At 68.3% G+C, this 26,628-nt stretch carries 23 protein-coding genes and 1 other RNA gene; 5 read left to right on the top strand and 19 right to left on the bottom strand.

The annotated features are described in order from the left end of the window. Window positions 1-15 precede the first annotated feature (15 nt). Window positions 16-399 carry a Co2+/Mg2+ efflux protein ApaG gene (apaG, locus tag ISP17_RS03795; RefSeq protein ID WP_404630184.1) on the top strand — a complete coding sequence of 128 codons (384 nt, stop codon included), beginning with the start codon at window positions 16-18 and terminating at the stop codon, window positions 397-399. Further along, complete coding sequence (locus ISP17_RS03790; RefSeq protein WP_404630182.1) at window positions 399-1,250, top strand: symmetrical bis(5'-nucleosyl)-tetraphosphatase; 852 nt, start codon at window positions 399-401, stop codon at window positions 1,248-1,250. Before apaG ends, ISP17_RS03790 begins: the two co-directional genes overlap by 1 nt. A gap of 65 nt (window positions 1,251-1,315) precedes the next feature. Here the strand turns inward: ISP17_RS03790 and secA are convergent, their stop codons facing one another. Beyond that, the gene (gene secA, locus ISP17_RS03785; RefSeq protein WP_404630180.1) at window positions 1,316-4,018 is read right to left on the bottom strand and encodes a preprotein translocase subunit SecA; all 2,703 of its coding nucleotides are present in this window, start codon (window positions 4,016-4,018) and stop codon (window positions 1,316-1,318) included. A 212-nt stretch (window positions 4,019-4,230) separates the two neighbouring features. After that, window positions 4,231-5,160, bottom strand: coding sequence for a M23 family metallopeptidase (locus tag ISP17_RS03780; protein ID WP_404630177.1), 930 nt, complete (start codon window positions 5,158-5,160; stop codon window positions 4,231-4,233). Between the two features lie 28 nt (window positions 5,161-5,188). Here ISP17_RS03780 and ISP17_RS03775 point away from each other — a divergent pair, with 28 nt between their 5' ends. Continuing rightward, the gene (locus ISP17_RS03775) at window positions 5,189-5,650 is read left to right on the top strand and encodes a DciA family protein (RefSeq protein WP_404631413.1); all 462 of its coding nucleotides are present in this window, start codon (window positions 5,189-5,191) and stop codon (window positions 5,648-5,650) included. Between the two features lie 248 nt (window positions 5,651-5,898). Here ISP17_RS03775 and lpxC read toward each other — a convergent pair whose 3' ends face one another. The 17 genes from lpxC to rsmI form a co-directional block, all read right to left on the bottom strand. After that, the gene (gene lpxC / locus ISP17_RS03770) at window positions 5,899-6,813 is read right to left on the bottom strand and encodes a UDP-3-O-acyl-N-acetylglucosamine deacetylase (protein ID WP_404630176.1); all 915 of its coding nucleotides are present in this window, start codon (window positions 6,811-6,813) and stop codon (window positions 5,899-5,901) included. A gap of 393 nt (window positions 6,814-7,206) precedes the next feature. Then, entirely contained in the window at window positions 7,207-8,385 is a 1,179-nt protein-coding gene (gene ftsZ, locus ISP17_RS03765) for a cell division protein FtsZ (RefSeq protein WP_404630175.1), read from the bottom strand. A gap of 119 nt (window positions 8,386-8,504) precedes the next feature. Next, window positions 8,505-9,737: a cell division protein FtsA gene (ftsA, locus tag ISP17_RS03760; RefSeq protein ID WP_404630174.1), complete on the bottom strand. Its 1,233-nt coding sequence runs from the start codon at window positions 9,735-9,737 to the stop codon at window positions 8,505-8,507. 28 nt (window positions 9,738-9,765) lie between these two features. Beyond that, window positions 9,766-10,503: a cell division protein FtsQ/DivIB gene (locus ISP17_RS03755; protein ID WP_404630173.1), complete on the bottom strand. Its 738-nt coding sequence runs from the start codon at window positions 10,501-10,503 to the stop codon at window positions 9,766-9,768. Beyond that, window positions 10,500-11,459 (bottom strand): D-alanine--D-alanine ligase, encoded by a 960-nt coding sequence (locus ISP17_RS03750; protein ID WP_404630172.1) that lies wholly within the window; start codon window positions 11,457-11,459, stop codon window positions 10,500-10,502. The genes ISP17_RS03755 and ISP17_RS03750 overlap by 4 nt, the downstream gene beginning before the upstream one ends. Beyond that, window positions 11,459-12,901: a UDP-N-acetylmuramate--L-alanine ligase gene (gene murC, locus ISP17_RS03745; RefSeq protein ID WP_404630171.1), complete on the bottom strand. Its 1,443-nt coding sequence runs from the start codon at window positions 12,899-12,901 to the stop codon at window positions 11,459-11,461. Before murC ends, ISP17_RS03750 begins: the two co-directional genes overlap by 1 nt. Then, window positions 12,898-13,974, bottom strand: a complete 1,077-nt coding sequence (gene murG / locus ISP17_RS03740; protein WP_404630170.1) for an undecaprenyldiphospho-muramoylpentapeptide beta-N-acetylglucosaminyltransferase — start codon at window positions 13,972-13,974, stop codon at window positions 12,898-12,900. Before murG ends, murC begins: the two co-directional genes overlap by 4 nt. After that, complete coding sequence (gene ftsW, locus ISP17_RS03735; RefSeq protein WP_404630169.1) at window positions 13,971-15,212, bottom strand: putative lipid II flippase FtsW; 1,242 nt, start codon at window positions 15,210-15,212, stop codon at window positions 13,971-13,973. The genes murG and ftsW overlap by 4 nt, the downstream gene beginning before the upstream one ends. Continuing rightward, window positions 15,212-16,294 (bottom strand): phospho-N-acetylmuramoyl-pentapeptide-transferase, encoded by a 1,083-nt coding sequence (gene mraY / locus ISP17_RS03730; RefSeq protein WP_404630168.1) that lies wholly within the window; start codon window positions 16,292-16,294, stop codon window positions 15,212-15,214. The genes ftsW and mraY overlap by 1 nt, the downstream gene beginning before the upstream one ends. Next, complete coding sequence (locus ISP17_RS03725; RefSeq protein WP_404630167.1) at window positions 16,284-17,651, bottom strand: UDP-N-acetylmuramoyl-tripeptide--D-alanyl-D-alanine ligase; 1,368 nt, start codon at window positions 17,649-17,651, stop codon at window positions 16,284-16,286. Before ISP17_RS03725 ends, mraY begins: the two co-directional genes overlap by 11 nt. Beyond that, a complete protein-coding gene (locus ISP17_RS03720) occupies window positions 17,648-19,126 on the bottom strand; it encodes a UDP-N-acetylmuramoyl-L-alanyl-D-glutamate--2,6-diaminopimelate ligase (protein ID WP_404630166.1) in 1,479 nt (492 codons plus the stop codon). Before ISP17_RS03720 ends, ISP17_RS03725 begins: the two co-directional genes overlap by 4 nt. Then, a complete protein-coding gene (locus tag ISP17_RS03715) occupies window positions 19,123-20,940 on the bottom strand; it encodes a peptidoglycan D,D-transpeptidase FtsI family protein (RefSeq protein ID WP_404630165.1) in 1,818 nt (605 codons plus the stop codon). The genes ISP17_RS03720 and ISP17_RS03715 overlap by 4 nt, the downstream gene beginning before the upstream one ends. After that, complete coding sequence (ftsL, locus tag ISP17_RS03710; RefSeq protein ID WP_404630164.1) at window positions 20,937-21,209, bottom strand: cell division protein FtsL; 273 nt, start codon at window positions 21,207-21,209, stop codon at window positions 20,937-20,939. The genes ISP17_RS03715 and ftsL overlap by 4 nt, the downstream gene beginning before the upstream one ends. Beyond that, window positions 21,206-22,156 carry a 16S rRNA (cytosine(1402)-N(4))-methyltransferase RsmH gene (gene rsmH, locus ISP17_RS03705; protein ID WP_404630163.1) on the bottom strand — a complete coding sequence of 317 codons (951 nt, stop codon included), beginning with the start codon at window positions 22,154-22,156 and terminating at the stop codon, window positions 21,206-21,208. Before rsmH ends, ftsL begins: the two co-directional genes overlap by 4 nt. Before the next feature lie 50 nt (window positions 22,157-22,206). Next, on the bottom strand, window positions 22,207-22,653 hold the full coding sequence (mraZ, locus tag ISP17_RS03700) for a division/cell wall cluster transcriptional repressor MraZ (RefSeq protein WP_404630162.1): 447 nt from the start codon (window positions 22,651-22,653) through the stop codon (window positions 22,207-22,209). Between the two features lie 290 nt (window positions 22,654-22,943). Beyond that, window positions 22,944-23,310, bottom strand: an RNA gene (gene rnpB, locus ISP17_RS03695) — RNase P RNA component class A. A gap of 103 nt (window positions 23,311-23,413) precedes the next feature. Further along, entirely contained in the window at window positions 23,414-24,244 is an 831-nt protein-coding gene (gene rsmI / locus ISP17_RS03690) for a 16S rRNA (cytidine(1402)-2'-O)-methyltransferase (protein WP_404630161.1), read from the bottom strand. 96 nt (window positions 24,245-24,340) lie between these two features. Here rsmI and ISP17_RS03685 point away from each other — a divergent pair, with 96 nt between their 5' ends. Further along, window positions 24,341-26,188 (top strand): penicillin-binding protein activator, encoded by a 1,848-nt coding sequence (locus ISP17_RS03685; protein ID WP_404630160.1) that lies wholly within the window; start codon window positions 24,341-24,343, stop codon window positions 26,186-26,188. Continuing rightward, window positions 26,188-26,544: a YraN family protein gene (locus ISP17_RS03680; RefSeq protein ID WP_404630159.1), complete on the top strand. Its 357-nt coding sequence runs from the start codon at window positions 26,188-26,190 to the stop codon at window positions 26,542-26,544. Before ISP17_RS03685 ends, ISP17_RS03680 begins: the two co-directional genes overlap by 1 nt. The last annotated feature ends 84 nt before the right edge of the window (window positions 26,545-26,628 follow it).

The raw sequence follows: 26,628 nt of genomic DNA, 5'->3' as shown, positions 1-26,628 counted from the left end.
CTTACAATCGCGCCTATGAATGCGAAATCCCCCTACACGATCGATGTACGGGTCCAGACCCGCTTTATCCCCGATCAATCCAAGCCCGACGACAACCGTTACGTCTTCGCCTACACCGTCACGCTGCGCAACGCAGGGCAGTTGCCGGCGCGCCTGATCACCCGCCACTGGGTGATCACCGACGCCAACGGCAAGGTGGACGAAGTGCGCGGCGACGGCGTGGTCGGCGAACAGCCGTGGATCCGTCCGGGCGACGACTACGAGTACACCTCCGGCGCCGTGCTGGAGACCGCGGTGGGCACGATGGCCGGCAGCTACCAGATGCTGGCCGATGACGGCACCGAGTTCGACGCGCCGATCCCGACCTTCACGCTGTCGATTCCGCGCACGCTGCACTGATGGCGACCTACGCGATCGGCGACGTGCAAGGCTGCTTTCCGGAGCTGCAGCGCCTGCTCGACAAGCTGCGCTTCGATCCGGCGCAGGACCGTCTGTGGTTCTGTGGCGACCTCGTCAACCGCGGTGGCCAGTCGCTGGAGACGTTGCGGCTGATCCACGGGCTGCGCGAATCGTGCGTGGTCACCCTTGGCAACCACGACCTCAGCCTGCTGGCGATCGCCCTGCGCAAGCCGGACGCACAGGCGCGGGTCAATCCCGAGCTGCGCGAGGTGCTGTTTGCCGAGGATGCGCCGGTGCTGTTCGAGTGGCTGCGCTCGCAGAAGCTGCTGCACCATGACGAACAGCTCGGCTGGACCATGGTGCATGCCGGCCTGGCGCCGATGTGGACGCTGCGCCAGGCCCAGCGCTCGGCGCAGGAGATCGAGCGCGAGCTGTCCAGTCCGCGCTATCCGCGCTTGCTGAAGAACCTGTTCGGCAACCGCCCGGCCGCGTGGTCCAGTCGCCTGCAGGGCGTCGAACGCCTGCGCGCCTCGATCAATACGCTCACTCGCATGCGCTACTGCGACGTCCAGGGCCGCATCGATTTCGAGGGCAAGGATGTGCCGGGCACGCAGAAGCCCGGCATGTACCCGTGGTTCGAGGTGCCGGGCATGCGCCGGCGCGAGACGCGCATCGTCTGCGGCCACTGGTCGGCACTGGGTCGCTTCGCCGGCCTGGGCATCTACGCCATCGACACCGGCTGCGTGTGGGGTGGCCAGCTCACCGCCCTGCGGCTGGACTCGGAAGAGCCCGTCTACGTCACGGTGAATGCCGAGCCGCACCGCAAGCGGCCACCCGGCGGCGAAGACTGAGCCAGCGCGGAACAAAAAACGGGAGGCATCGCCTCCCGTTTTTCATCGACCATGGCGCACACCGGTCAGCTGAGCTGGCCGTGGCAGTGCTTGTACTTCTTGCCGGAGCCGCAGGGACATGGATCGTTGCGGCCAGCCTTGGGACTCTCGGACGCAGCCACCTGCGGGCGTGCCTCGTCGCCCGGATTCACCGGCGCGCCGCCGCCGGTCGCCAGCATCTGGCGCTGCAGGCGCTCGGCCATCCGCTGCTGCTCGGCCTCCATCGCCGCCACTTCTTCTTCGCTGCGCACGCGGATGCGCGCCAGCATCTGCACGACCTCACCCTTGATGCGGTCGAGCATGGTGGAGAACAACTCGAACGATTCACGCTTGAACGCCTGCTTCGGATCCTGCTGGGCGTAGCCGCGCAGGTAGATGCCCTGGCGCATGTAATCCATGCTCGCCAGATGCTCCTTCCAGGCGTTGTCCACCACGGTGAGCATGATGTGCTTTTCCAACTGGCGCATGGTCTCGGCGCCGATCTGCGCCTCCTTGGCGCGGAACAGCTCCTCAACCAGGCCGCGCACGTGCTCGAGAATGGTATCGGCGTCCAGCTCGTGCTGCTGCTCCACCCACGGTTTGAGCTGGGCATGCAGGCCGAATTCCGATTCCAACTGGCGATCGAGGCCGGCGATGTCCCACTGCTCGTCGATGCTGTCGGCCGGCACGTGTGCGCGCACCATCTGCTCGACCACGTCCTCGCGGATGTCCGCGATGGTGGCGGAGACGTCCTCGCCTTCCAGCAACTCGTCGCGCTGCTTGTAGATCACCTTGCGCTGGTCGTTGGCGACGTCGTCGAACTCGAGCAGGTGCTTGCGGATGTCGAAGTTGTGCTGCTCGACCTTGCGCTGCGCCTTCTCGATCTGCCGGCTGACCATGCGGTCTTCCAGCGCATCGTCCTCCTTCATGCCGAACATGCGCATCCAGCGGCCGACCCAGTCGCCGGCGAAGATGCGCAGCAGGTTGTCCTCCAGCGACAGGTAGAAGCGCGAGGAACCCGGATCGCCCTGGCGGCCGGAGCGGCCGCGCAGCTGGTTGTCGATGCGGCGGGACTCGTGGCGCTCGGTGCCGATGATGTGCAGGCCACCGGCCGCCAGCACCTGGTCGTGGCGCTTCTGCCAGTCGCTCTTCACGCGCTGGCGGTCCATCTCGCTGGCATCTGCCGGCAGCGCCGCCAGCGCCACTTCAAGGCTGCCGCCCAGCACGATGTCGGTGCCGCGGCCGGCCATATTGGTCGCAATCGTCACCGAACCGGGCGCACCAGCTTGCGCCACGATATGCGCCTCACGCTCGTGCTGCTTGGCGTTGAGCACTTCGTGCGTGATCTTCTCCTGCTTGAGCAGGCCCGACAACAGCTCGGACACCTCGATCGAGGTCGTGCCGACCAGCACCGGCTGACCGCGCTTGTGGCAATCCTTGATGTCCTCGATCACCGCGCGGTACTTGGCCGCCTGCGCGAGGAAGACCATGTCCGGGTTGTCCTTGCGGATCATCGGCTTGTGGGTGGGGATCACCACCACTTCCAGACCGTAGATGTGCTGGAACTCGTACGCCTCGGTGTCGGCCGTGCCGGTCATGCCGGCCAGCTTGGTGTACATGCGGAACAGGTTCTGGAAGGTCACCGTGGCCAGCGTCTGGTTCTCGCGCTGAATCGGCACACCCTCCTTCGCCTCGACCGCCTGATGCAGGCCATCGGACCAGCGCCGACCGGCCAGGGTGCGGCCGGTGAACTCGTCGACGATGATCACCTCGCCGTCGCGCACGATGTAGTCCACATCGCGCTGGTAGATCGCGTTGGCGCGCAGCGCGGCGTTCAGATGGTGCACCACCGCCAGGTTCTTGGAGTCGTACAGGCCGCTCTCGGCCTCGATCACGCCGACCTGGCGCAGCAGTTCGTCGGCGTGAGCCATGCCCTCTTCGGACAGGTGCACCTGCTTCTGCTTCTCGTCGACCCAATAGTCGCCCGCACCGTCTTCCTTCTCCTGGCGCACCAGCCGCGGCACGATCTTGTTGACCGCGATGTACAGCTCGGGAGAGTCCTCGGCCGGACCGGAGATGATCAACGGAGTGCGCGCCTCGTCGATCAGGATCGAGTCGACCTCGTCGACGATGGCGTAATGCAGGCCGCGCTGGTAGCGCTGATCCTTCGACAACGCCATGTTGTCGCGCAGGTAGTCGAAGCCGAACTCGTTGTTGGTGCCGTAGGTGATGTCGGCAGCATAGGCCGCGCTCTTGTCGGCGTGGTCCATGCCCGGGTAGACCACGCCCACGCTCAGGCCGAGGAAGTTGTACAGCTTGCCCATCTGGGCCGAGTCGCGGCGGGCAAGGTAGTCGTTGACGGTGACGACGTGGACGCCCTTGCTTTCCAGCGCATTGAGGTACACCGGCAACGTACCGACCAGGGTCTTGCCCTCGCCGGTGCGCATCTCGGCGATCTTGCCCATGTGCAACACCATGCCGCCAATCAGCTGCACGTCGTACGGGCGCATGCCGAGTACGCGCTTGGCCGCCTCGCGCACCGTGGCGAAGGCTTCCGGCAGCAACTGGTCGAGCGTCTCGCCGGCGGCGAGGCGCTGCTTGAACTGGTCGGTCTTACCGCGCAGCGCATCGTCGCCGAGCACGGTGTATTCGGACTCCAGCGCGTTGATGCGGGCGACGGACTTGGAGAGCTGGCGCAGTACGCGTTCGTTACGGCTGCCAAAGAGGCTCGTCAGGGCACGATTGAACATCGATCATCCGGATACTGGAGACAGGAGAGCCCGCCAGCACGCGGCCGGCCGGGCCAAATACGCGATGATACTAGGGTCCGTCGGCTATCCCAAACGCATGAAAAGACGCGAAGAACGGCCGCGACGCCCCAACTCGCCGCATCCCTAGAGGGGTGGCGACGCCAGCGGGGAGTTTCAAGAGCCGGGCGCTCCCCGACGGGGAGCGGGCGCGATCAGCGATGGTTGCGCACGTAGGCGAGCGGATTGACCACGCGCCCCTTGTACCAGACCTCGAAATGCACGTGCGAGCCGGTCGAGCGGCCGGTCGAGCCGGCGTCGGCGATCACATCGCCCACCCGCACGCGCTGGCCCGGGTGGGCGATCAACTTGCTGTTGTGCGCATAGCGCGTCATGTAGCCGTTGCCGTGGTCGATCTCGATGACGTCGCCGTAACCACTGCGAATGCCGGCGAACGTCACCATGCCCTCGGCCACCGCATGTACCGGCGTGCCGAGCGGCGTGGCGATGTCGATGCCGGTGTGACGCGCGCTGTGGCCGCTGAAAGGATCGGGGCGGCCGCCGAAGTAGGAGGAGATGTAGCCCTGCACCGGCATGCCGGTCGGCTTGAGGTTGGACTCGATGCGCGCGTCCATCAGCAGGCTCTGCAGCGCGGTCAGCTGGGCTTGCTGGCCATCGAACTGCGTGGCCAGCTGGTTGATGCTGGTGTCCAGATTCTGCGGCAGCGCATAGGCCGAGCCGGTGGTGTCCTCGACACCGCCTACCGGCGGTGCCTGGTCGAAATCGAATTCGCCGTCGTCCAGCTTGCCCATCTGGGCCAAGCGCTCGCCGAGAGCGTTGAGCCGGGTCGACTGCGCCTGCAGCTGACCGAGCTTCACGGCAAGAGCGTCGAGGTTGCGCTGGGCATCCTGCTTGACCGCGCCAAGCTTGATGTCCTGCGCGTTGATCTTCTGCTGGAGCTCGCTGATCTGCGAAAGCGCGCGATCCCGCGGACTGGCCAGCGTGAGCGCCACCACCGCACCCAGCGCCATGCACCCGGTGACCGCCACCGTCGCCATGGCGACGATCCGCAAGCGCATGCGGCGACAGGCCAGATCGAGGGTCTTGGGCACCTTCTTGGTGCGGGACACGAGTATGATTTGCATGCTTTTCCACGTTGAAGAAGTCGGCACCATGCAGCGCGCCGCTCCACCCATCCCCCGCCGCTCCGGCCAAGGGCTCAAGCCCCTCGCCGAGTGTGGCGCGTTTGCCCGGTTGGCCACGAAGGCGGCCGAGCTGGATGCGCTGGATCGTGCCCTGCGCCAGACGTTGCCGACATCGCTGCGCGACCAGGTGCGTTTTGCACATGTACGCGGCGACCGCCTCGTCTTTCTGGCGTCCTCCCCGGCCTGGGCTTCCCGCTTGCGGCTTATGCAGACGCAGCTTCTCGCCACCGCACGTGCCCTCGGCACCTGCGCCAGTTCAGTCACCGTGAAAGTGGCCCCCCAACCGCCGGCCGCAACGGAGCCGGATCGGTCAAAACCGCTTTCGCCTGCTGCAGCCGTACATCTCAAGGCGGCTGCAGTGTCAGTCACAGACCCCGAACTGCGGGCACTGTTCCTGGAGCTGGCGTCCCTCGCCGAAACTGCTGATTGAGACCCCTGTCGACCGCATCCGGCGAAGCCACTGCGGTCTCCCAATGACGCCAATGGCGCCGAAATTTCCGCCGGAAGCGTCCGGCGAGGCTGGGTTTATAACACGAGGGCATGAGCCCATGACAAGCCCGCGTGTCCGCGGCGTGAAGCAATCGTGGACAAACGCGTGACCCCCGCCACAAAACAAAACGGCCACGCTGCAGGGCGTGGCCGTGATGTTTGTGCTTGAGCCCGGCTTTGCGCGGCGGGTCAGATCGCCTGGGCCGGATGGGCGTAGGAGATCGGCGCGGTGGCCGGATCATCCTCGTAGACAACCTCTTCCCAGGCATCCGGCTGGGCGATCAGCGTGCGCAGCAGCTTGTTGTTGAGCTCGTGGCCGGACTTGTGCGCGTAGTAGGCGCCGACCAGGCTGTGGCCGAGCAGGTAGAGATCGCCGATCGCGTCGAGGATCTTGTGCTTGACGAACTCGTCCTCGTAGCGGAGGCCGTCCTCGTTGAGCACGCGGTAGTCGTCCAGCACCACGGCGTTGTCCATCGAGCCGCCCAGCGCCAGGTTGTGTTCGCGCAGCATCTCGATGTCGCGCATGAAGCCGAACGTGCGCGCGCGGCTCACTTCCTTGACGAAGGAGGTGGTGGAGAAATCGATCTCCGCCCGCGAGGTGCGCTTGTTGATGATCGGGTGGTTGAACTCGATCGAGAAACCAACCTTGAAGCCTTCGAAGGGCTCGAAGCTGGCCCACTTGTCGCCTTCCTGCACCTTCACCGGCTTCTTGATGCGGATGAAGCGCTTGGCCACCGGCTGCTCCTCGATGCCGGCGGACTGCAGCAGAAACACGAAGGGACCGGCGCTGCCGTCCATGATCGGCACTTCCGGAGCGGACAGGTCGACATAGGCGTTGTCGATGCCCAGGCCGGCCATCGCCGAGAGCAGATGCTCGACTGTCGAGACGCGGACATCGCCATTGACCAGGGTGGTGGACAGGCGCGTATCGCCCACGCAATCCGGACGCGCGTGGATGTCGACCGGCGGATTCAGATCGGTGCGACGAAACACGATGCCGGTATTGGGCGCTGCCGGACGCAGGGTCATGTAGACCTTGTCGCCGGTGTGCAAGCCCACGCCGGTCGCGCGGATGATGTTCTTGAGCGTACGCTGCTTGATCATTTTCTAGGGTACCTGTGGACGGCAGCAGCCAGATTGGTCGGAGATGCTAACACAGTCTTAACCTCAGGCAATAGCAAACCGGACCGTACAGTCTTAAGCCTGCCTTCATGCTGAAGCGACATCCGGACCCGCCGCCCGTGTACCACAAGCACTTTGAGATCATTGGTTTACAGAAACAGTAAGCCTCATGGCCGGGGACGGGAGTCCGGCCATGAGGCCCGCCGCGAGCCATCCAGACACGCGGCTTTGCCAACGCCTTCACATTTGCGAGGGCATCGGCGACACACCAGCGGGGCGCAGGACGCACCTTGAACCCGCCTTGCCGCGCCGGCATCACCGAAGTCGGTGAGACCGGCGCAGGGACGGATGGTTCCGGCGCTCCCTGCTACCTGCTCAGTCTGCCTGGCGACGCAGGAAGGCGGGGATGTCGAGATAGTCGAAGCTCGAATCCGCCGCCTTGGGCGGCGCACTATCGTGACGGCTGCTGCTCACCACGTCCGGCTGGGCGTAGTCCACCACCTCGTTGCCGGTGCCGGTGCGCAGCACCACCGGACGCGGACGCTGGCGCATCTCCACCTGCTGGGTCTGCACCGGGCGCACTGGCTGGCGCACGTTCGCACGATTCAGGCCGGTGGCCACCACGGTGACGCGCACGTCATCCTGCATTTCCGGATCGAGCGAGGTGCCGATCACCACGGTTGCGTCTTCGCTGGCGAAGTCGTGGATCACCCGGCCGATCTCGTCGAACTCGCGCATGGTGAGATTCGGACCGGCGGTCACGTTGACCAGGATGCCGCAGGCGCCGTTGAGGTTGACGTCTTCCAGCAACGGGTTGTTGATCGCCGCTTCGGCCGCAGCCTGGGCGCGATCGTCGCCGCGGGCGGTGCCCGAGCCCATCATCGCCATGCCCATTTCGGACATCACGGTGCGCACGTCGGCGAAGTCGACGTTGATCAGGCCCGGTGCCGTGATCAGGTCGGCGATGCCCTGCACTGCACCTTGCAGCACGTCGTTGGCGGCCTTGAAGGCGTTCAGCAGGGTGACTTCGCGACCCAGCACCGAGAGCAGCTTCTCGTTCGGCACGGTGATCAGCGAGTCGACGTGCTGGGACAGGTCCTCGATACCCTTCAAAGCGACCTGCATGCGGCGACGGCCTTCGAACGGGAACGGCTTGGTCACCACGGCTACCGTGAGGATGCCCTTCTCTTTCGCCAGCTGTGCCACCACCGGCGCCGCACCGGTACCGGTGCCACCACCCATGCCGGCGGTGATGAACACCATGTCGGCGCCCTCGAGCATTTCTTCGATTCGCTCGCGATCTTCCAGCGCGGCCTGGCGGCCGACCTCGGGGTTGGCGCCCGCACCCAGGCCCTTGGTGACGTTGGCGCCGAGCTGCAGGTGAGTGCGCGAGCCGCAGCTCTTCATGGCCTGCGCGTCGGTGTTGGCGACGACGAACTCGACGCCTTCGATGTTGGCATTGAGCATGTGCGCCACGGCATTGCCGCCGCCGCCGCCCACGCCGATGACCTTGATGACTGCGTTGGGGGTCAATTTATCGATCAGTTCAAACATTTCCCGTCCTCCATAGAGCTTTAGTTGTCGTTGTAACCGCGGCGGATGACTCCTGTCGGGCCGTGGTGGTGGGCGCTTCCCTTCGCCCGTGGCAATGCGTCCGGCATCGCCAAATGCATTCAGAAGTTTTTCTTGAACCAGCCGCGCAGCTTGTCCAGCGGCCCGCCCATGCCGCCGCCCACCGGGCCGCCGTGACGCACGCCGACGCTGCGCGCGCCGTGCAGCAGAAGGCCCACACCGGTGGAATGCAGCGGGTTGGACATCACCTCACCGAGCCCGCTGACGTGCTGCGGCACGCCCACGCGCACCATCTTGTGGAACAGCTCCTCGGCCAATTCGAGCGCGCCTTCCATGCGGGCGGCGCCACCGGTGAGCACGATGCCGGCGGCGATCAGGCTGTCGTAGCCGGACCGGCGCAGCTCGTCCTGCACCATCTCGAAAATTTCCTCGTAGCGCGCCTGCACGCTCTGTGCGAGCGACTGGCGGGCCAGCCGGCGCGGCGGGCGATCGCCCACGCTGGGCACCTGGATGGTCTCGTCGGCGTGCGCGAGCTGTGCCAGCGCGCAGGCGTACTTGATCTTGATTTCCTCGGCATGCGCGGTCGGCGTGTGCACGCCGTAGGCGATGTCGTTGGTGACCTGGTCACCGCCCACCGGCAGCGACTTGGTGTAGCGGATCGAGCCTTGCGTATAGATGGCGATATCGGTGGTGCCCGCGCCGATGTCGACCAGGCACACACCGAGCTCGCGCTCATCGTCGGTCAGCACCGACTTGGCGCTGGCCACAGCGGAGGGCACCAGCTCGTCCACCGACAGGCCGCAGCGCTGGATGCACTTGGTGATGTTCTGCACCGCGGCCGCTGCGCCGGTGACCAGATGCACCGACGCCTCCAGGCGCACGCCGCTCATGCCTACCGGCGAGCGGATGCCGTCCTGGCCGTCGATGCGGTACTCCTGCGACTCCTTGTAGAGCACCTTGCGGTCGGCCGGGATGGCGACGGCACTGGCCGCTTCCAGCACCTGGTCGAGATCACCGGGGGTGACCTCGCGGTCGCGGATCGCCGCGGTGCCGTGCGAGTTGCGCGTCTCCAGGTGGCTGCCGGAGATCGAGGCGAACACCGAGCGGATGTCGCAGCCGGCCATCAGTTCGGCCTCTTCCACCGCGCGCTGGATCGAGTGCACGGTCGACTCGATGTCCACCACCGAGCCGCGCTTGAGCCCGCGCGAGACATGCGAGCCGATGCCGATCACCTCGATCGGCTCGCCCGGCTCGTACTCGCCGACGATCGCCACCACCTTGGAGGTGCCGATATCCAGGCCGACGACCAGCTGTTTGTCGTTACGCGTCTTCATAGGCCGGACTCAATGGGGCAATTCGTCGTCATGTGCGGGGCGCACCTGTTTCATTGGCGATGCCGGCAGCCGGTGGCCAGCGCACGGCGAAACCGTTGGTGTAGCGAAGATCGGCATAGGCGAACCCGGTGGCGTGGCCGGCGACCACCTGCGGGTACACGTCGAGAAAGCGGCGCAGCCGGCGGGCCGCCTGTTCGCGATCGCCCAGCACGATCTGCGCGCCGTCCGCGGTGGCGAGGCTCCAGCTGCCCCGCTCGGTGAGCGACACGCCGGTGATCTGCAGATGGGTGCCGCCGAACGCCTTGCGGGTATCGGCGTAGAAGCTCACCACCTCGGCCAGCCGGTCGTCCGGTCCGTGCAGGCTGGGCAGGCTCGCATCGAGCTCGCTGGCCGGCACGTCGAACACCTGGCCCTGGCGGCTGATCAGCTGCTTGTCGTTCCAGCGCGCGAAGGGCTGGCGCTCGTAGATGCGCAACAGCAAGGTGTCCGGCCAGCGCTTGCTGGCCTCCACCGATTCCACCCACGGCAGCGCGGCGACGGCCTTCTGCACCGCGTCGAGATCCAGCGCAAAGAAGCCGCGACCCAGCCGCGGACGCACGACGTCGCGGATCTGCTCGGCCTTCACGTGACGGAACTCCGCCTGCACGGTGAGCCGGGTGACCGGCCAACGATCGGCCGCGAACCAGCCGCGCAGCACGCCGACGACCGGCAGCACCACTAGGGCGATGGCCAGGCACCAGGCGACGAGGCGGATGACTCCCCTCATGGGCGCCCTCCGGGAATGCCGCGATCCTTGTCGAAGCTGGTTTCCAGCACGCGCCAGCACAATTCCTCGTAGGAGATACCCGCGGCGGCTGCAGCCTTGGGCACCAGCGAGTGCGAGGTCATGCCCGGGGCGGTGTTCACTTCCAGCAGCCAGTTGCGGCCGGTGCGATCGCGCATCACGTCGACGCGGCCCCAGCCGCTGCAGCCGAGCGCGTCGAACGCCTGCAGCGACAGCGCGCGCAGTTCGGCCTCGGCCTCGCCCTGCAGCCCGGGACAGAGATAACGCGTGTCCTCGGCGATGTACTTGGCGTTGTAGTCGTAGAACGCCCCCTTGGGCACGATGTGGATGCTCGGCAGCACCTGGCGGCCGAGGATGGCCACGGTCAGCTCGTCGCCTTCGATGAGCGTCTCCATCAGCAGGTCGCCCGGATACTTCGCGGCCAGCTCGACCGCGGCATCGAGGTCGCTCTCCTCGAACACGCGAGTGACGCCCACGCTGGAGCCTTCGCAGGCCGGCTTCACGATCAGCGGAAAGCCGATCTCGCGCGCGGCAGCGTGCACGTCGGCGCCGCGCGGCAGCGCAACGAACTTCGGTGTCGGCAGACCCAGCGACTGCCACACGCGCTTGGAGCGCGTCTTGTCCATCGACAGCGCCGAGCCGAGCACGCCCGAGCCGGTATACGGCACGTTGAGCGATTCCAGTGCGCCCTGCAGCACGCCGTCCTCACCGCCGCCGTGCTGGCCGTGCAGGATGTTGAACACGCGCGCGAAGTGGCCCGCGCGCAGCGCGTCGAGCAGTGCCGGGATGCCGTCGATGCCGTGCGCGTCCACGCCGCGCGCCTGCAGCGCGGCCAGCACGTTGCGGCCGGAATCGAGCGACACCTCGCGCTCGGCGGAGCTGCCGCCCATCACCACCGCGACGCGTCCGAACTGGGCGGGATCGTTGATCTTGTTCATCACTTGGTGGTCCTCAGGCTGCCCGGCCGGGCCAGCTCCAGCGCCGCGGCGCCGATATCGCCGGCGCCCAGCAGCAGCAACAGGTCGCCGTCGCGCAGCAGGGTCGGCAGGGTGTCCTTGAAATCGCGCGGATGCTCGACCAGCACCGGATCGACCTTGCCGCGCGCACGCACCGCGCGTGCCAGCGCACGGCCGTCGGCGCCGGCAATCGGCGCCTCGCCGGCCGGGTAGACCTCGGTCAGCAGCAGCACGTCGGCTTCCGCCAGCACGTTGGCGAAGTCGTCGAGCAGATCGCGCGTGCGGCTGTAGCGGTGCGGCTGGAAGGCCACCACGAGGCGACGCTCCGGCCAGCCGCCGCGGGCGGCGGCGAATACCGCGGCAAGTTCGCGCGGGTGATGGCCGTAGTCGTCGATCAGCAGCGCGCTGCCGCCCTGCTCCAGCGCCAGCTCGCCGCGCGCGTGGAAACGCCGGCCCACGCCCTGGAATCCGGCCAGCGCGCGACCGATGGCTTCGGCCTCCACGCCCAGCTGCCAGCCGATCGCGGCGGCGGCCAGCGCGTTGAGCACGTTGTGCTTGCCGGGCAGGTTGAGCTGCACCGGCAGCGCGTCGGCGCGGCCCGGCAGCACCAGATCGAAGTGCATGGTGAAGCCGCGCTGCGTCACGTTGACGGCGCGCACGTCGGCGTCGCTGCGCTCGATGCCGTAGGTCATGATGCGGCGCGAGGTGTCGCGCGCCAGCTCGGCCACTTCCGCGTCGTCCACGCACAACACCGCCAGGCCGTAGAACGGCAGGCGGTGCAGGAAAGCGGAGAACGCCTTCTTCACCTCGGCGAAATCGCCGTGGTAGTTCTCCAGGTGGTCGGCGTCGATGTTGGTGATCGCCGCGATCACCGGCGACAGCAGCAGGAACGAACCGTCCGACTCGTCCGCCTCGGCCACCAAGTACTGCCCGGTGCCCAGGCGCGCATTGGCGCCGGCCGCGTTGAGCTGGCCGCCGATCACGAACGTCGGGTCGTAGTTGGCCTCGGCCAGCACGCTGGCGACCAGGCTGGTGGTGGTGGTCTTGCCGTGCGTGCCTGCGATCGCGATGCCGCGGCGGAAACGCATCAGCTCGCCCAGCATCTCCGCACGCGGGATCACCGGAATGCGTGCCTCGCGCGCGGCGAGCAGTTCCGGATTGTCGGCGCGGATCGCGCTGGAGGTGACCACCACGTCGGCGTCGCCCACGTGCGCCGCCTCGTGGCCGATGCGCACCTCGATGCCCAGCCCGGCCAGGCGTTGGGCGGTGGCCGAGTTCGACCGGTCCGAGCCGGACACGGCGTAGCCGAGGTTGTGCAGCACCTCGGCGATGCCGCTCATGCCGACGCCGCCGATGCCGATGAAATGCACGCGGCGGAAGGTGCTCATCAGATCTTCGTGCTGCAGCAGGCGACGCGGCGTCATGCGGTCACCTCCAGACAGGCGCGGGCGATGGATTGCGCCGCATCGGGCTTGGCCAGCGTGCGGGCGGCGCTCGCCATGGCCACAAGGCCGGGGCGATCGGCCAGCAGCACGGTGAGGCGCTGCGCGAGTTGCTGTACGTCCAGTTCACTTTCCTTGATCAGTTCAGCGGCGCCAGCGGCGACCAGCGCCTCGGCATTGCGGGTCTGGTGGTCGTCGACTGCGTGCGGGAACGGCACCAGCACGGCACCGAGCCCGGCCGCGGTGAGCTCGGCGAGGGTGAGCGCACCCGCGCGGCATATAGCGAGATCGGCCTCGCCGTAGGCGGCGGCCATGTCGTCGATGAAGGGCACCACGTCGGCCGCCACGCCGGCTTCGGCATAGGCTCGGCGCGCCTCATCGAGGCCGCGCTTGCCGCACTGGTGCAGCACGCGTGGGCGCTGATCCACCGGCATCTCGGCGAGCGCCTGGGGTACGGTGAGATTGAGCGCGCGAGCACCCAGGCTGCCACCGAGCACCAGCAGGCGCGCCGGGCCGCTGCGCCCGGCCATGCGCGCTGCCGGCGCCGGCAGCGCGGCGATCGACGCGCGCACAGGATTGCCCACCCACATGCCGTTGGGCAGTGCGCCGTCGAAGCCGGTCAGCACGCGACGGGCGAACCCGGCCAGCTTGCGGTTGGTGTAGCCGGCCACCGAATTCTGTTCGTGCACCAGCAGCGGCGTGCCGGTGAGCCGCGCTGCGAGGCCACCGGGACCGGCCACGTAGCCGCCCATCGACAGCACGCTGCGCGGACGCAGCCGGCGCAGCACGGCGAGCGAGGCAAGCAGCGCGCGCGCCAGCATCAACGGGGCGCCGAGTCGCGTCTTCCAGCCCTTGCCGCGCAGGCCGCCGACCGGCACCTCGTGCAGTTCGATGCCGTGGGCCGGCACCACCTGGGTTTCCATGCCGCCGCGCGCGCCCAGCCACGCCACCGGCACGCCGTGGGCGCGCAGCAAGTCGGCCACCGCCAGGCCAGGGAAGATATGGCCGCCGGTTCCGCCGGCCATGATCAGCACGGGGCGCACGGACGCGCTCATGCGGCCTCCGCCTGGCGATCGCGCATCGCCGGTGCGGCGTTGGCGTCGGGCACGGCCAGCGCCGGCATGCGCGTGGCCATCTGGCGGGCGTCGCGCGCACGGTTGATTTCGTAGGTGGCGCGTAGCAGCACGCCGGCCATCGCACAGGTGAGCAGCACCGACGAACCGCCCGAGCTGATCAGCGGCAGCGTGAGGCCCTTGGTGGGCAGCGCGCCGAGGTTCACGCCGATCGACACCATCGCCTGCAGCCCGATCATCATCGAGATGCCGAAGGCCACGTAGCCGGCAAAGCGCTGGTTCACCTCGATGCCGCGCAGGCCCAGGGTGAAGCCACGCGCCACCACCAGCGCGAACAGCGCGATCACCGCAATCACGCCCGCCAGGCCCAGCTCCTCGCCGATCACGGCAAGAATGAAGTCGGTATGCGCCTCGGGCAGGTACGAGAGCTTCAGGACGCTGGAACCCAGGCCCACCCCGGTCCATTCACCGCGACCGATCGCCATCAGCGACTGGGTCAGCTGGAAGCCGTCGTTGAACGGATCCTTCCACGGGTCCATGAACGAGGTGAGCCGCTTCATGCGGTAGCTCTCGCTGGTGGCGGCGATCGCCAGCAGCGGCATCAGCGGCAGGCCCATCAGGAACAGGAAGATCGGCCGCGCGCCGCCCAGCCAAACCATGCCGATGGTGACCGCGATCACCAGCGTGGCCGAGCCGAAGTCAGGCTGCGCCAGCAGCAGCAGCACGATGACGCCGGCCACGATGATCGGACGCAGCAGGCCCCAGAAGGTGTTTTCCACGCTGTCGCGGTAGCGCACCAGGAAACTCGCCACGTAGACGACGAGGATCAGCTTCACCGCCTCCACCGGCTGGAAACTGATCACGACGAGGTTGAGCCAGCGGCGGGCGCCGTTGATGCGCATGCCGAAGTGCGGCACGAACACCGCCAGCAGCATCAGGCCGGCGGCGAGCAGCAGCGGCATGGAGTATTTCTCCAGCAGCTTCAGCTCCACGCGCATGGCGAAGCCGGCCAGGGTCAGCCCGAGCGCGAGGTAGAACAGGTGCTTCTTGAGGTAATAGAACGCACCGATGTGCTGGCTGTCGGCCACCGCGATGGAGCTGGAGGCGACCATCACCACGCCCATGCTGGCCAGGCCCACGAGCCCGAGCAGCAGCGGCAGGTCGAAGCTGCCGCGCGGCCCTTGCCGCTTCACCGCCTGGCTGGTTCCGAAGCCGAACATCAGCGCACCTTCAACGTGGCAAGGCCAATGAGCACCAGCACCACGCTGATGATCCAGAAGCGCACGATCACTCGGGGCTCGGGCCAGCCCTTGAGCTCGAAGTGGTGGTGGATCGGCGCCATCCGGAAGATGCGCTTGCCGGTGAGCTTGAAGCTAGCCACCTGCATCATCACCGAGGCGGTTTCCATCACGAACACACCGCCCATCACCAGCAGCACGATCTCCTGGCGCACGATCACCGCGATCGCCGCCAGCGCCGCGCCGATCGCCAGCGCGCCCACGTCGCCCATGAACACCTGCGCCGGGTACGTGTTGAACCACAGGAAGCCCAGCCCCGCGCCGGCCAGCGCGCCGCAGTAGATCGACAGCTCGCCCGCGCCGGGAATCGAGGGAATGCCCAGGTACTCGGAGAACACCTTGTTGCCGGCCAGGTAGGCGAACACGCCCAGCGCGCCGGAAACCAGCACGGTCGGCATGATCGCCAGACCGTCGAGGCCGTCGGTGAGGTTCACCGCGTTGGAGAAGCCCACGATCATGAAGTAGGCCAGCACCACGAACAGCACGCCCAGCGGAATCGCCACCTGCTTGAACAGCGGCACGTACAGCGCGGTTTCCGCCGGCAGCTGCGCGGTGTGGAACAGGAACCACGCGGCGATCAGGCCGAACACCGACTGCCAGAAATACTTCCACCGCGAGGCCAGGCCGCGGCTGTCGCGCAGGACGATCTTGCGGTAGTCGTCGTAGAAGCCGATCGCGCCGAAGCCCAGCGTCACCGCCAGCACCAGCCACACGTAGCGGTTGTGCAGGTCGGCCCACAGCACGGTGGAAATTGCCACCGACAACAGGATCATCACGCCACCCATGGTCGGCGTGCCGGCCTTGGTCAGGTGGGTCTGCGGACCGTCGCTGCGCACCACCTGCCCCGCCTTGAGCTGGGCCAGCTTGCGGATCACCGCCGGGCCGAACAGCAGCGACATCGCCAGCGCGGTGAGCGCCGCCATGATCGTGCGGAAGGTGATGTACTGAAACAGGTGCACCGCGGCGAAGTGCCGGGCGAGCCAGTCGGCCAGTTCAAGCAGCATGGGGCGCGCCTCCACGTTCGGTTGGGGGGCGCAAGGCCGAGACCACCTGGTCCATGCCCGCCGAACGCGAGCCCTTGACCAGGCAGGTGACGCCGCGGCGCAACAGCGGCTGCAACACGGCGATGAGTGCGTCCTTGCTGTCGAAGTGCGTCGCGCCTTCGCCGAATGCCGCGACCGCAGCGCCGCTCAGCGGACCGACCGCGAGCAGGCGATCGATGCCACGCGCCTTCGCGTGGGCGCCGATGCCGGCATGCAGTGCGCGGGCGTTGGCGCCCAGTTCCGCCATGTCGCCCAACACCAGCACCCGCTCACCCGACGCCAGCGCCAAGGTATCGATGGCCGCCGTGACCGAGCCGGGATTGGCGTTGTAGCTGTCGTCGATCAGGGTCCAGCCGCCGGGCATCGCTTCCACCTTGAGGCGACCGGCGACGCCGTCGACCTGCTCGAGGCCGGCCACGATGGTCGCCAGCGGCACGTCGAGTGCCAACGCCACCGCGGCGGCCGCCAGCGCGTTGGCGACGTTGTGGCGGCCGGCCAGCGGCAGCGCGATATCAGCGTCGCCCTGCGGCGTCTTCAACACGAAGCGCGAGCCGTCGACGCGCTGCTCGATAATGTCCGCCGCGACGTCGGCGGGCTGTTCCAGCCCGTAGCGCAGCACGCGGCGCGAGCCGGCGAGCCCGGCGAAGAACGGCGCGAACGCGTCGTCAGCGTTGATGATCGCCACGCCATCGGCGGGCAGCGCCTGGTACAACGCGCCCTTGGTTTCGGCCACGCCCTCGATGCTGCCCATGCGCTCCAGGTGCGCCGGCGCGATGCACGTGATCACGCCGATATCAGGGCGCGCGATGCCGGCGAGGTAGGCGATGTCGCCGGGCTTGCCGGCACCCATCTCCAGCACGGCGAATTGCGTGTCCCGCGGCATCGCCAGCAGCGTCAGCGGCAGGCCCAGTTCATTGTTGTAGTTGCCGGCGTTGACGTGGGTGCGGCCGTGGCGCGCGAGGATCGACGCGGTGAGCGTCTTCACTGTGGTCTTGCCGTTGGATCCAGTGATGCCGACTACGCGCACGTCGCGCTGGGCGCGCACTGCGCTGGCCAGGTCGCCCAGCGCCGCGGCCGCATCGTTCACCAGCACCTGCGGAATGGCGAGATCGAGCCGGCGCGTGACCATCGCCGCCACGGCGCCTCGGGCGATCGCCTCGGCAGCGTAGTCATGCCCGTCGACGCGCTCGCCCGGCAGCGCCACGAACATGTCGCCGGCCTTCAGCTTGCGGGTGTCGATCGCCACGCCCTGCACGGCGACGTCGGCGCCGATCAGCGTTCCGCGGGTCCACAGCGCGATGGTGCCGAGCGACATCATGCGCAGGCCTCCAGCGCGGCGCGCGCCACCGCCAGATCGTCGAACGGGCGCTTGCCTTGCGCGCCCTCCTGATAGGTCTCGTGGCCCTTGCCGGCCACCAGCAGCACGTCGCCGGCGCGGGCCAGCGACAGCGCCAGCCGGATCGCCGCCTCGCGATCGCGCTCGACTCGCGCCCTGGCGGGGTCGGCAAAGCCGGCCACGATCTGCGCCACGATGGCGTCGCCGTCTTCGCCGCGCGGGTTGTCGTCGGTGACGATGGCGATGTCGGCCAGCCGCTCGGCGATCGCGCCCATCACCGGGCGCTTGCCGGCGTCGCGCTCGCCGCCGCAGCCAAACACGCACAGCAAGCGTCCGGCGCAATGCGCACGCAGCGCGGCGAGCGCCTGTTCCAGCGCGTCGGGCGTGTGGGCGTAGTCGATCACCACCAGCGGCTGGCGCAGGCCGTCGCCGAGGCGATTCATGCGGCCGTTGACCGGCGAGAGCAATTCCACCGCGGCCACGAGCTGCTCGAACGGCTCGCCCAGCGCGCCGAGGCAGGCCACGACGGTGAGCAGGTTGGAGACGTTGAAACGCCCCAGCAGCGGGCTGCGGATCGCGCGTGAACCCCACGGCGTGCGCAGCTGGAACGCCAGCCCCTCGCCGGAGGTGACGATGCCGGTGGCCGCCACTTCTGCGTCCGCACGTCCGGCGGCGCTCACGCGCAGCCGGCGCAGCGTGGCGGGCAGCCGCTCGGCCAGCGTGGCGCCGAAGGCGTCGTCGATGTTCACCACGGCCGCCTGCAGCCCCGGCCACGCGAACAGGCGCGCCTTGGCCGCGCCGTAGGCTTCCATGCTGCCGTGGTAGTCGAGGTGGTCGTGGGTAAGGTTGGTGAAGGCGGCGACTTCGAAATCGACCGCATTGACCCGTCCCTGCACCAGCGCGTGCGAGGAAACTTCCATCGCCACGTGGCTGGCGCCAGCATCGCGGAACGTCGCCAGCTGTGCCTGCACGCTGATCGCGTCCGGCGTGGTGCGCTCGCCTTCGCGCAACTGGCCCACCAGCCCGGCGCCCAGCGTGCCGATGCTGGCAGCGCGATGACCGAGACGGTCCAGCGCCTGCGCCACCAGCTGCACCGTCGAGGTCTTGCCGTTGGTGCCAGTGACGCCGATCAGCCGCAGCTCCTGCGAGGGATGGCGATAGAAGCGCGCGGCAATCTCGCCGACGTGTCCGGCCAGTGCATCGACCCACACCACAGGCACGCCGAGCGAGGGCGCATCCGGCGGTGCCGGCGCATCGGCGATCACCGCCACCGCGCCACGCGCCACCGCATCGGCGGCAAAGGCGATGCCGTGCTGGCGGGTGCCGCGCAGGGCAACGAAGGCAAAGCCCGGCCGCGCATCGCGGGAGTTGAGCGTGAGTCCGGAAACGACGATGCCGCTCAGCGCGGCGGTGTCGGCAAAGCCCAGCAGCAGGCGGTCGAGGCGCGTTCCGGTCATGGCGTCGCCCGGTCCACGGGCGCCTCCTCGATATTCGGTGCGTCCGGCGGCTTGTTGCCGATCAGTCCGTTCTTGCCCTGCATCGGGCCGCCCACGTACCAGCGACCGATATTGTCCGGCGGGATGTCGAGCAGGCGCAGTGCGCCGTCCATCACCTTGGCGAACACCGGGCCGGAGGCGAGGCCGCCGTAGTAGCTGCCCTTGCGCGGGTTGTCGATCATCACCGCGGCGGCGAGGCGCGGATTGCTGGCCGGCACCAGACCGGCGAAGGCGGCGCCGTAGGCATCCTTGGCGTAACCGCCGGCCTGCGCCTTGTGTGCGGTGCCGGTCTTGGCGGCCACCGAATAGTTGGCGATCCACGCCCACGGCGCGGCGGTACCGCCGGGCTGGGTGGTGGTCTCCATCATGTCCACGATCTCGCGCGCAATGCCCGGCTCGATTACCGCTGTCGCTTCGCTCTGCCCGCCCTTGATGAAGGTCGGACTGTGCAGCACGCCGCCGTCACCCAGCGCCGCATAGGCGGTGGCCAGCTGCAGGGCGGTGGCGTTCAAGCCGTAGCCGTAGCCGAGGATTGCCTTCTCCAGCGGGCGCCAGTCGCGCCCGATGCGCAGGCGCCCCGACGCTTCGCCCGGGAAACCGCTCTGCGTGGAGTTGCCGAAGCCGAACGCGCGATAGGTGTTGTACATGAGCTCGGTGTCGAGCTGCATGGCGATATGGGCCGCACCCACGTTGCTCGACTTGGTGATCACGCCGGTGGGCGTGAGCACGCCGTAGTCGTGCGTGTCGTGGATGTCATGACCGCCGAAAAACCAGTGCCCGCCGGTGGTGTCGATAGCCGGGCTGGTCGGGGTGAACTTGCCGCTGGAGAGCGCCGCCGCCATCAGGATCGGTTTGATGGTGGAGCCGGGCTCGAACACGTCGGTGACGGCGCGGTTGCGACGGGCCGACGCCGAGCTGCTGCCCACGGCGTTCGGGTTGTAGGTGGGGATGTTGACCATCGCCAGCACCTCGCCCGTCTTCACGTCGAGGATCACCATGGTGCCGGAGTCGGCCTCGGACTTTTCCACCGCAGCCTTCAGCTCGCTGTAGGCGAGGAACTGGATGCGGCGGTCGATGCTGAGCGTGAGGTTCTTGCCCGGCTTGGGCTCGCGCACCTGCTCGACGTCCTCGACGATGTGGCCCTTGTTGTCGCGGATCACCCGTTTCTTGCCGGGCTGGCCGGAGAGCCAGTCGTCGAACGCCAGCTCCAGGCCCTCCTGGCCGTGGTCGTCGATGTTGGTGAAGCCCAGCACGTGCGCGGTAACTTCACCGGACGGGTAATAGCGGCGGAACTCGCGCTGCCCGTTGATGCCGGGGATGCCAAGACTGAGCACCGCCTGGGCGTCTTCCGGGCTCATCTGGCGCTTGAGGTAGGTGAATTCGCGGCTGGCGCGCTGCTCGAGGTACTCGCGCAACTGGTCCGGCTGCGTGCCCAGCGCGGCGGCGAGCTGCGGCAGCTGATCGTCGTTCGCCAGCACCTGCGAGGGCACGGCGGTGATCGACACCATCGGTGTGGACACCGCCAGCGGCTCGCCGTTGCGATCGAAGATGGTGCCGCGCGACACCGCGATCGGCACCTCGCGCAGGAAGCGGGCATCGCCCTGCTCCTGGTAGAACCCTTTGCGCACCACCTGTACGTCGAAGGCGCGTGCCATGAGGCCCAGCGAGGCCAGACCCAGCAGCACCGCGACTACCGTCAAGCGGCGGCGCGGGCTGGGACCGGCCGTACGGCGGCGCCCCGGCTGCATCGGCGTGACCTTGCGCGGCCGGCTCATCGACGCACCAGCTGGATGTCAGCCGGCGCCGGCGTGACCATGCCGAGCTTGGCGCGCGCCTCTTCGTCGATACGCCGTGGCTCCGCCCAGGTGGCCTGCTCCAGTTCGAGCCGACCGTATTCCACATTGAGATCGTCGCGCTGGTTCTGCAGGCTGGTGAGCTGCACGAACAGCACGCGGCTCTCGTGGCGTGTCCACACCACGCCGAGCGCGGTAATCAGTACCAGGCAGAGCAGGCCGGTGAGGGCAATGGCGCCGAAGATCCTCATGCGAGCTTCTCCGCCACCCGCAGCACCGCCGAGCGTGAGCGCGGGTTGGCCGACTGCTCCGCGTCGGAGGGGAACTGCGCCTTGCCCACCGGCGCCAGCCGCGCCGGCGCCGCCGCCACCGGCGGGCCACGCCGGCTGCCCTGCGTGCGCCCGGAATGGTCGCGGATGAACAGCTTGACCGCGCGATCCTCCAGCGAATGGAAGCTGATGATGGACAGTCGCCCGCCCACCTTGAGTCGCTCCAGCGCCGCATCGAGCCCGCGCTGCAGCGACTCCAGCTCGCCATTCACGCGGATGCGCAAGGCCTGGAAGCTGCGCGTGGCCGGGTGCTTGCCGGGCTCGCGGCGGCCGACCACGCGCTCGATCAGCGCGGCGAGCTGGCCGGTACGGGTGAACGGGGTGGCGTCGCGGTCGGCGACGATGGCGCGGGCGATGCGGCGGGCGTGACGCTCTTCGCCGAACTGCCACAACACGTCGGCGATCTCGCGTTCGTCGGCGCGGGCCAGGAATTCGGCCGCGCTCTCGCCCTGGGTGGTGTCCATGCGCATGTCCAGCGGCGCATCGGCCATGAAGCTGAAACCGCGCGCCGCTTCGTCCAGCTGCGGCGAGGACACGCCCAGATCGAGCAGGATGCCGTCCAGCCCCGCGGCGGTTTCGTCCCACTCGGCCAGGCTGGAGAAATTGGCGTGGCGGATCGACACGCGCGGGTCATCGGCGAACGCGGCCTTGGCCGCGGCGATCGCCTGCGGATCGCGATCCATCAGCAGCAGACGGCCGTCGGGACCCAGGCGCGACAGCACGGCGCGGGCGTGACCGCCGCGTCCAAACGTGCCATCCAGATAGCGCCCGCCCGCTTTCACGGCGAGACCCTCCACAGCTTCGCCCAGCATCACCGGAATGTGCTGCAGCGGCGCCGAGCCTGAATTTGTATTCCGGCTCTGGGCCATACCGCACTCCCGCTCCCGTCCCGCACTTTGTCGCTGCACCGTCTGAAAACTCAGAGGCGCAGATCGGCCATGTCACTGGTGATGTCGTCTTCGCCGATGGTCTGGCGGATCTTGGCCAGATGCGCCTGCTCGCTCCACAGCTCGAACTTGTTGCCCATGCCCAGCAGCACCGCCCGCTTCTCGATGCCCGTGGTGCCGCGCTGGCTGGCTGGCAGCAGGATGCGCGCCGCGCTGTCCGGCTCGACCACCGCCGCCGCACCCACCAGCTTCATCTGCAGGTTGCGGTGAGCCGCCTTCACGCTGGGCAGCGCATTGACCTGGTCACGCACCTGTTCCCACTCCGAGTACGGAAACAGCCACAGGCAGCCGTGCTCGAACGGGTTGTAGGTGATCACCAGACGATTGCCGCAGGCGCCCGTCACCAGCTCCCGATACAGCGTGGGGATGGCAAGGCGGCCCTTGTCGTCAACGGTGATGGCGGTTTCGCCCTGGAACACGTCGCAATGACTCCACTAAAACCCACGATTTCACACCGAAACCCACGATAGTCTCGCCCCCTGAGACTGTCAAGGGAATTTCTTTTGTGAATCAAGGAGTAAAAGCAAAGAGGTGACGACAATTCACACCTTACATGAGGAAGCCAAGCAAGGCGCTTGAATGAAAGGGATTTTTGTTTCTTCCCGGCATGCGACCTCGCACGCCAGAACGGCCGCGGGGCGTGAACCGGCATTCAGTCGCCGACGCCTCCACGAAAAACCCCGGGCGGTGACCCGCCCGGGGTGGAGAAAGGTGGAGTCGGCCTGTAAGCCGGGTTCTGTACGCCTTGCGGCGCGACAGTCATTCCTCTCGGCCAGGCGTCGCCGCCTGGCTCCAGCAACCTACCCGGGAACAACGCGGGCCGCGTTATCGTTCCCCTATTTGGTCTTGCTCCGAGTGGGGTTTACCGTGCCGTACGGCGTTGGCCCCGTACGCGGTGCGCTCTTACCGCACCCTTTCACCCTTACCACGCGCATCCGAAGATGCCGTTCGGCGGTCTGCTCTCTGTTGCACTGGCCGTCGGCTCACGCCGCCCAGGAGTTACCTGGCACTCTGCCCTGTGGAGCCCGGACTTTCCTCGATGCACTTGCGTGCGACGCGACTGTCCGGCCGACTCCATTGGCAAGGATACAGGAGCGAGTGGTGAGGAGTGAGGAGTGAGGAGTGAGGGGGCGCGCCACGCCCCTCCGCTTTCTCTCACTCCTCACTTCTCTTCCCTCACTACTCGGCCTGGTACAGGGCCTTGCGCGGCGCTCCACTGATCGCCGCAGCCAGCTTGGCGGCCCTCGCCGGCGGCAATTCCTCGCGCAGGATCGCAAACACCCGCTGCCCTTCGGCGAGCCGGGCATCCACCTCCTCACCGCGCCCGGCTACCAGCAGCACGCACTCGCCGCGCTGCTGGTCGGGATCGGCCGCGACGCGCGCCGCCAGACCGTCGAGCGGTTCGCCGATCACCGTCTCGAACAGCTTGGTCAGCTCGCGCGCGAGCACGGCCTCGCGTCCGCCGCCGAACACGTCGCGCATGTCGGCCAGGCTCTCGGCTACACGATGCGAGGACTCATAGAAGATCAGCGTGCGCGGATCGCCCGCCAGCTCCTGAAGTCGCGCCCGTCGCGCCGCCGCCTTGGGCGGAAGAAAGCCCTCGAACACGAAACGGTCGCTCGGCAGTCCGGCCACCGACAGCGCGGCAATCGCCGCGCAGGCGCCCGGCACCGGGATGCAGCGCACGCCTGCCGCGCGCGCGGCACGCACCAGCCGGAACCCCGGATCGCTGATCAGCGGCGTGCCCGCATCAGAGATCAGTGCCACCGATTCACCATCCAGCATGCGCTGGACCAGCGCATCCACCACGTCACGCTCGTTGTGTTCGTGCAGCGCCACCAGCGGCGTGTCGATGCCGTGATGCTGCAGCAGCGGGCGGCTGTGACGCGTGTCTTCGGCCGCGATCACCGCCACCTGGCGCAGCGTCTGCACGGCACGGGCGGTGAAGTCGTCGCGATGGCCGATCGGCGTGGCGACCACCCACAGCGAACCGGGTTGAACGGAGGGCATCGGGAAATCCTTGCGGCCGCGGTGCGGCGGATTGATCGTCTATCATCGCGCAGTCCGACCTTCACGATCACGACTACCTCGACTCAAGGACTTTCCATGCGCCTGTACCGCGCCGCCGCCTTCGCCCTGCTGATCAGCTTCGCGCTCGCTGCGTGCGTGCCCACGGCCACCCGGCGCTCGCCCGCGGAAATCAGCGCGATGCAGAATGCCGACGCGCTGCGCCAGCAGGGACAGTTCGAGCAGGCGGCCCAGGCCTATCTCGCGCTTGCCACAGCCAACCCTTCGCACGCAGACAGCTACCGCCTGAACGCCGCCGAGACCTATCGCCAGGAGGGCGAGCTGGATCGCGCCGCCGGCGTGCTGACCGATGTGCGCCGCGAGCGGCTGACCGACGACGAGCCGGTGCGACTGGACCTGCTGCGCGCCGAGATCGCGCTGCATCACGGCGACCCGCGGGCCGCGCTCGCACTCACCACCCAACCCAGCCTGCGCGTGCCGCAGGCGCTGCAGCTGCGCCTGCTCGAGCTGCGCGCCCGCGCACTCGATGCCAGCGGCGATCCGTGGGGTGCCGCGCGCACCCGCGTGCAGATGGACGATTCGCTGAGCGGACTGGATCGCACGCAGAACCAGCGCCAGATCCTCGGCCTGCTCGGTCGCCTGGGCGTGGCCGAGCTGCAGCGGCGCGCCGGCGCCATGACCCGTTCCGATCGCATGCTGCCGTGGATCAACGAGGCGCTGTCGCAGCAAGGCATCACAGTCGCCCACCCCCAGCCGGAGTTGAACCAGCCGGTAGGCACCATGCTGCCCGGCGCCGATGCGAACGTGCGCGAGGGCTACCGCATGCCCAGCCAGATCGCGCTGCTGCTGCCCGCCACGCGCGATTTCGCCGGCGCCACCTCGTCGATCCGCGAGGGCTTCTTCGCCGCCTACGCCGACGCCAGCCGCAACCACGCGCCGCGCGCCGCGCTGCGCGTATACGACAGCGGCGGCACTGCGGACGGCGCGATCAAGGCCTACCGGCAGGCAGTGCAGGACGGCGCCCAACTGGTGATCGGGCCACTGACCCGCGCCGAGGTGAACGCGGTGATCGGCCAGAACCCGCTGCCGGTGCCGGTGCTGGCGCTCAACCATCCCGACGACAAGGCGATGCCCTCGGCCAGCGTGACCGAATTCGGCCTGCTGCCGGAGACCGAGGGCGCCCAGGCGGCTGATCACCTGATCGAGCGCGGCCTGCACACGGCATACGTGATCATCTCCGGCGACGACTTCGCACAGCGCGCCGCGGACGCGTTCAAGGCCGAGCTGATCGCCCGCGGCGGCCAGGTCGCCACCCAGGCCAGCCTGCCGTCGGGCAGCGTGAATTTCGGCGACACCATCGCCGGCATGAACATCGCCGCGGACAACCCCGACGCGGCGGTATTCATCAGCATGCGACCGGAGCAGGCGCGCCTGCTGGTGCCGCAGCTGCGCATCAAGCGGATCACCCTGCCGGTGTTCGCCACCTCGCATATCTATGCAGGCAGCGACGACGCCGGCGACGACCGCGACCTGGAAGGCGTGGAGTTCTGCGACGCGCCGTGGCTGTTCGACGCGCAGCCCGGCCTGCCGCCGCACGCCGGCATGGCCGCCCTGCTGCCGGCCGCCAGCGGCAGTGCGGCGCGCCTGTTCGCTTTCGGCATGGACGCGTGGAACCTCGCGCCATACCTGGCATGGCTGCGCGACCATCCCGGCAGCTACCTGCCCGGCGCCACCGGCCAGCTCACCGCCGACCAGTTCGGCCGGGTGCGGCGCGTGCTGGTGTGGGCCAGGTTCACCGACGGGGTGGCGCGGCCGCTCACCGGCAGCCTGCAGATGGACGACGCGCCCTCGGCCGCGCCTCCGGCCGAGCTGCCGTCCAACAGCGTGCCGGCGCCAGCCAGCAGCGTGGGTAGCGGCACGCCCTGATGCGGGCCACCGGCGCGAGCTTCGAGGAGCGCGCCCGGCGCGAACTCGAACGTCACGGCCTGCGCCTGCTGGCGCAGAACTACACCACCCGCCACGGCGAGCTTGACCTGGTGATGCGTGAGGGCGAATCCATCGTGTTCGTGGAAGTGCGCCAGCGCGGCGCGCGCGGCCACGGCAGCGCGGCCGCCTCGATCACCCGCAGCAAGCGCGACAAGCTGCTGCGCACCGCCTCGCTGTGGCTGGCCGCGCATCCGCAGCACGCGCAGCGCGCCTGCCGCTTCGACGTGGTCAGCTACGACGGCCTCGGCGACGCCGCAAAGATGCATTGGCTGCGCGGCGCCTTCGAGGCGGAATAGCCCGGCACACGCTACGCAATAGGTGGCGCATGGCGGCAGGGGCGACCGGAACCCTGCACGGCGCGATGCAGTCCGGGTTTCGCT

It is taken from the genome of Dyella ginsengisoli (assembly GCF_044904665.1).
In the GTDB taxonomy this organism is placed as follows: Bacteria; Pseudomonadota; Gammaproteobacteria; order Xanthomonadales; family Rhodanobacteraceae; genus Dyella_A; species Dyella_A ginsengisoli.
This window is presented reverse-complemented; position numbering and strand designations above follow the sequence as displayed.

What these genes read in the sequence shown, in the direction of transcription:
- apaG (WP_404630184.1), top strand. Translation starts at nt 16, where the DNA reads ATGAATGCGAAATCCCCCTACACGATCGATGTACGGGTCCAGACCCGC.
- ISP17_RS03790 (WP_404630182.1), top strand. Translation starts at nt 399, where the DNA reads ATGGCGACCTACGCGATCGGCGACGTGCAAGGCTGCTTTCCGGAGCTG.
- secA (WP_404630180.1), bottom strand. Translation starts at nt 4,018, where the DNA reads ATGTTCAATCGTGCCCTGACGAGCCTCTTTGGCAGCCGTAACGAACGC.
- ISP17_RS03780 (WP_404630177.1), bottom strand. Translation starts at nt 5,160, where the DNA reads ATGCAAATCATACTCGTGTCCCGCACCAAGAAGGTGCCCAAGACCCTC.
- ISP17_RS03775 (WP_404631413.1), top strand. Translation starts at nt 5,189, where the DNA reads ATGCAGCGCGCCGCTCCACCCATCCCCCGCCGCTCCGGCCAAGGGCTC.
- lpxC (WP_404630176.1), bottom strand. Translation starts at nt 6,813, where the DNA reads ATGATCAAGCAGCGTACGCTCAAGAACATCATCCGCGCGACCGGCGTG.
- ftsZ (WP_404630175.1), bottom strand. Translation starts at nt 8,385, where the DNA reads ATGTTTGAACTGATCGATAAATTGACCCCCAACGCAGTCATCAAGGTC.
- ftsA (WP_404630174.1), bottom strand. Translation starts at nt 9,737, where the DNA reads ATGAAGACGCGTAACGACAAACAGCTGGTCGTCGGCCTGGATATCGGC.
- ISP17_RS03755 (WP_404630173.1), bottom strand. Translation starts at nt 10,503, where the DNA reads ATGAGGGGAGTCATCCGCCTCGTCGCCTGGTGCCTGGCCATCGCCCTA.
- ISP17_RS03750 (WP_404630172.1), bottom strand. Translation starts at nt 11,459, where the DNA reads ATGAACAAGATCAACGATCCCGCCCAGTTCGGACGCGTCGCGGTGGTG.
- murC (WP_404630171.1), bottom strand. Translation starts at nt 12,901, where the DNA reads ATGACGCCGCGTCGCCTGCTGCAGCACGAAGATCTGATGAGCACCTTC.
- murG (WP_404630170.1), bottom strand. Translation starts at nt 13,974, where the DNA reads ATGAGCGCGTCCGTGCGCCCCGTGCTGATCATGGCCGGCGGAACCGGC.
- ftsW (WP_404630169.1), bottom strand. Translation starts at nt 15,212, where the DNA reads ATGTTCGGCTTCGGAACCAGCCAGGCGGTGAAGCGGCAAGGGCCGCGC.
- mraY (WP_404630168.1), bottom strand. Translation starts at nt 16,294, where the DNA reads ATGCTGCTTGAACTGGCCGACTGGCTCGCCCGGCACTTCGCCGCGGTG.
- ISP17_RS03725 (WP_404630167.1), bottom strand. Translation starts at nt 17,651, where the DNA reads ATGATGTCGCTCGGCACCATCGCGCTGTGGACCCGCGGAACGCTGATC.
- ISP17_RS03720 (WP_404630166.1), bottom strand. Translation starts at nt 19,126, where the DNA reads ATGACCGGAACGCGCCTCGACCGCCTGCTGCTGGGCTTTGCCGACACC.
- ISP17_RS03715 (WP_404630165.1), bottom strand. Translation starts at nt 20,940, where the DNA reads ATGAGCCGGCCGCGCAAGGTCACGCCGATGCAGCCGGGGCGCCGCCGT.
- ftsL (WP_404630164.1), bottom strand. Translation starts at nt 21,209, where the DNA reads ATGAGGATCTTCGGCGCCATTGCCCTCACCGGCCTGCTCTGCCTGGTA.
- rsmH (WP_404630163.1), bottom strand. Translation starts at nt 22,156, where the DNA reads ATGGCCCAGAGCCGGAATACAAATTCAGGCTCGGCGCCGCTGCAGCAC.
- rsmI (WP_404630161.1), bottom strand. Translation starts at nt 24,244, where the DNA reads ATGCCCTCCGTTCAACCCGGTTCGCTGTGGGTGGTCGCCACGCCGATC.
- ISP17_RS03685 (WP_404630160.1), top strand. Translation starts at nt 24,341, where the DNA reads ATGCGCCTGTACCGCGCCGCCGCCTTCGCCCTGCTGATCAGCTTCGCG.
- ISP17_RS03680 (WP_404630159.1), top strand. Translation starts at nt 26,188, where the DNA reads ATGCGGGCCACCGGCGCGAGCTTCGAGGAGCGCGCCCGGCGCGAACTC.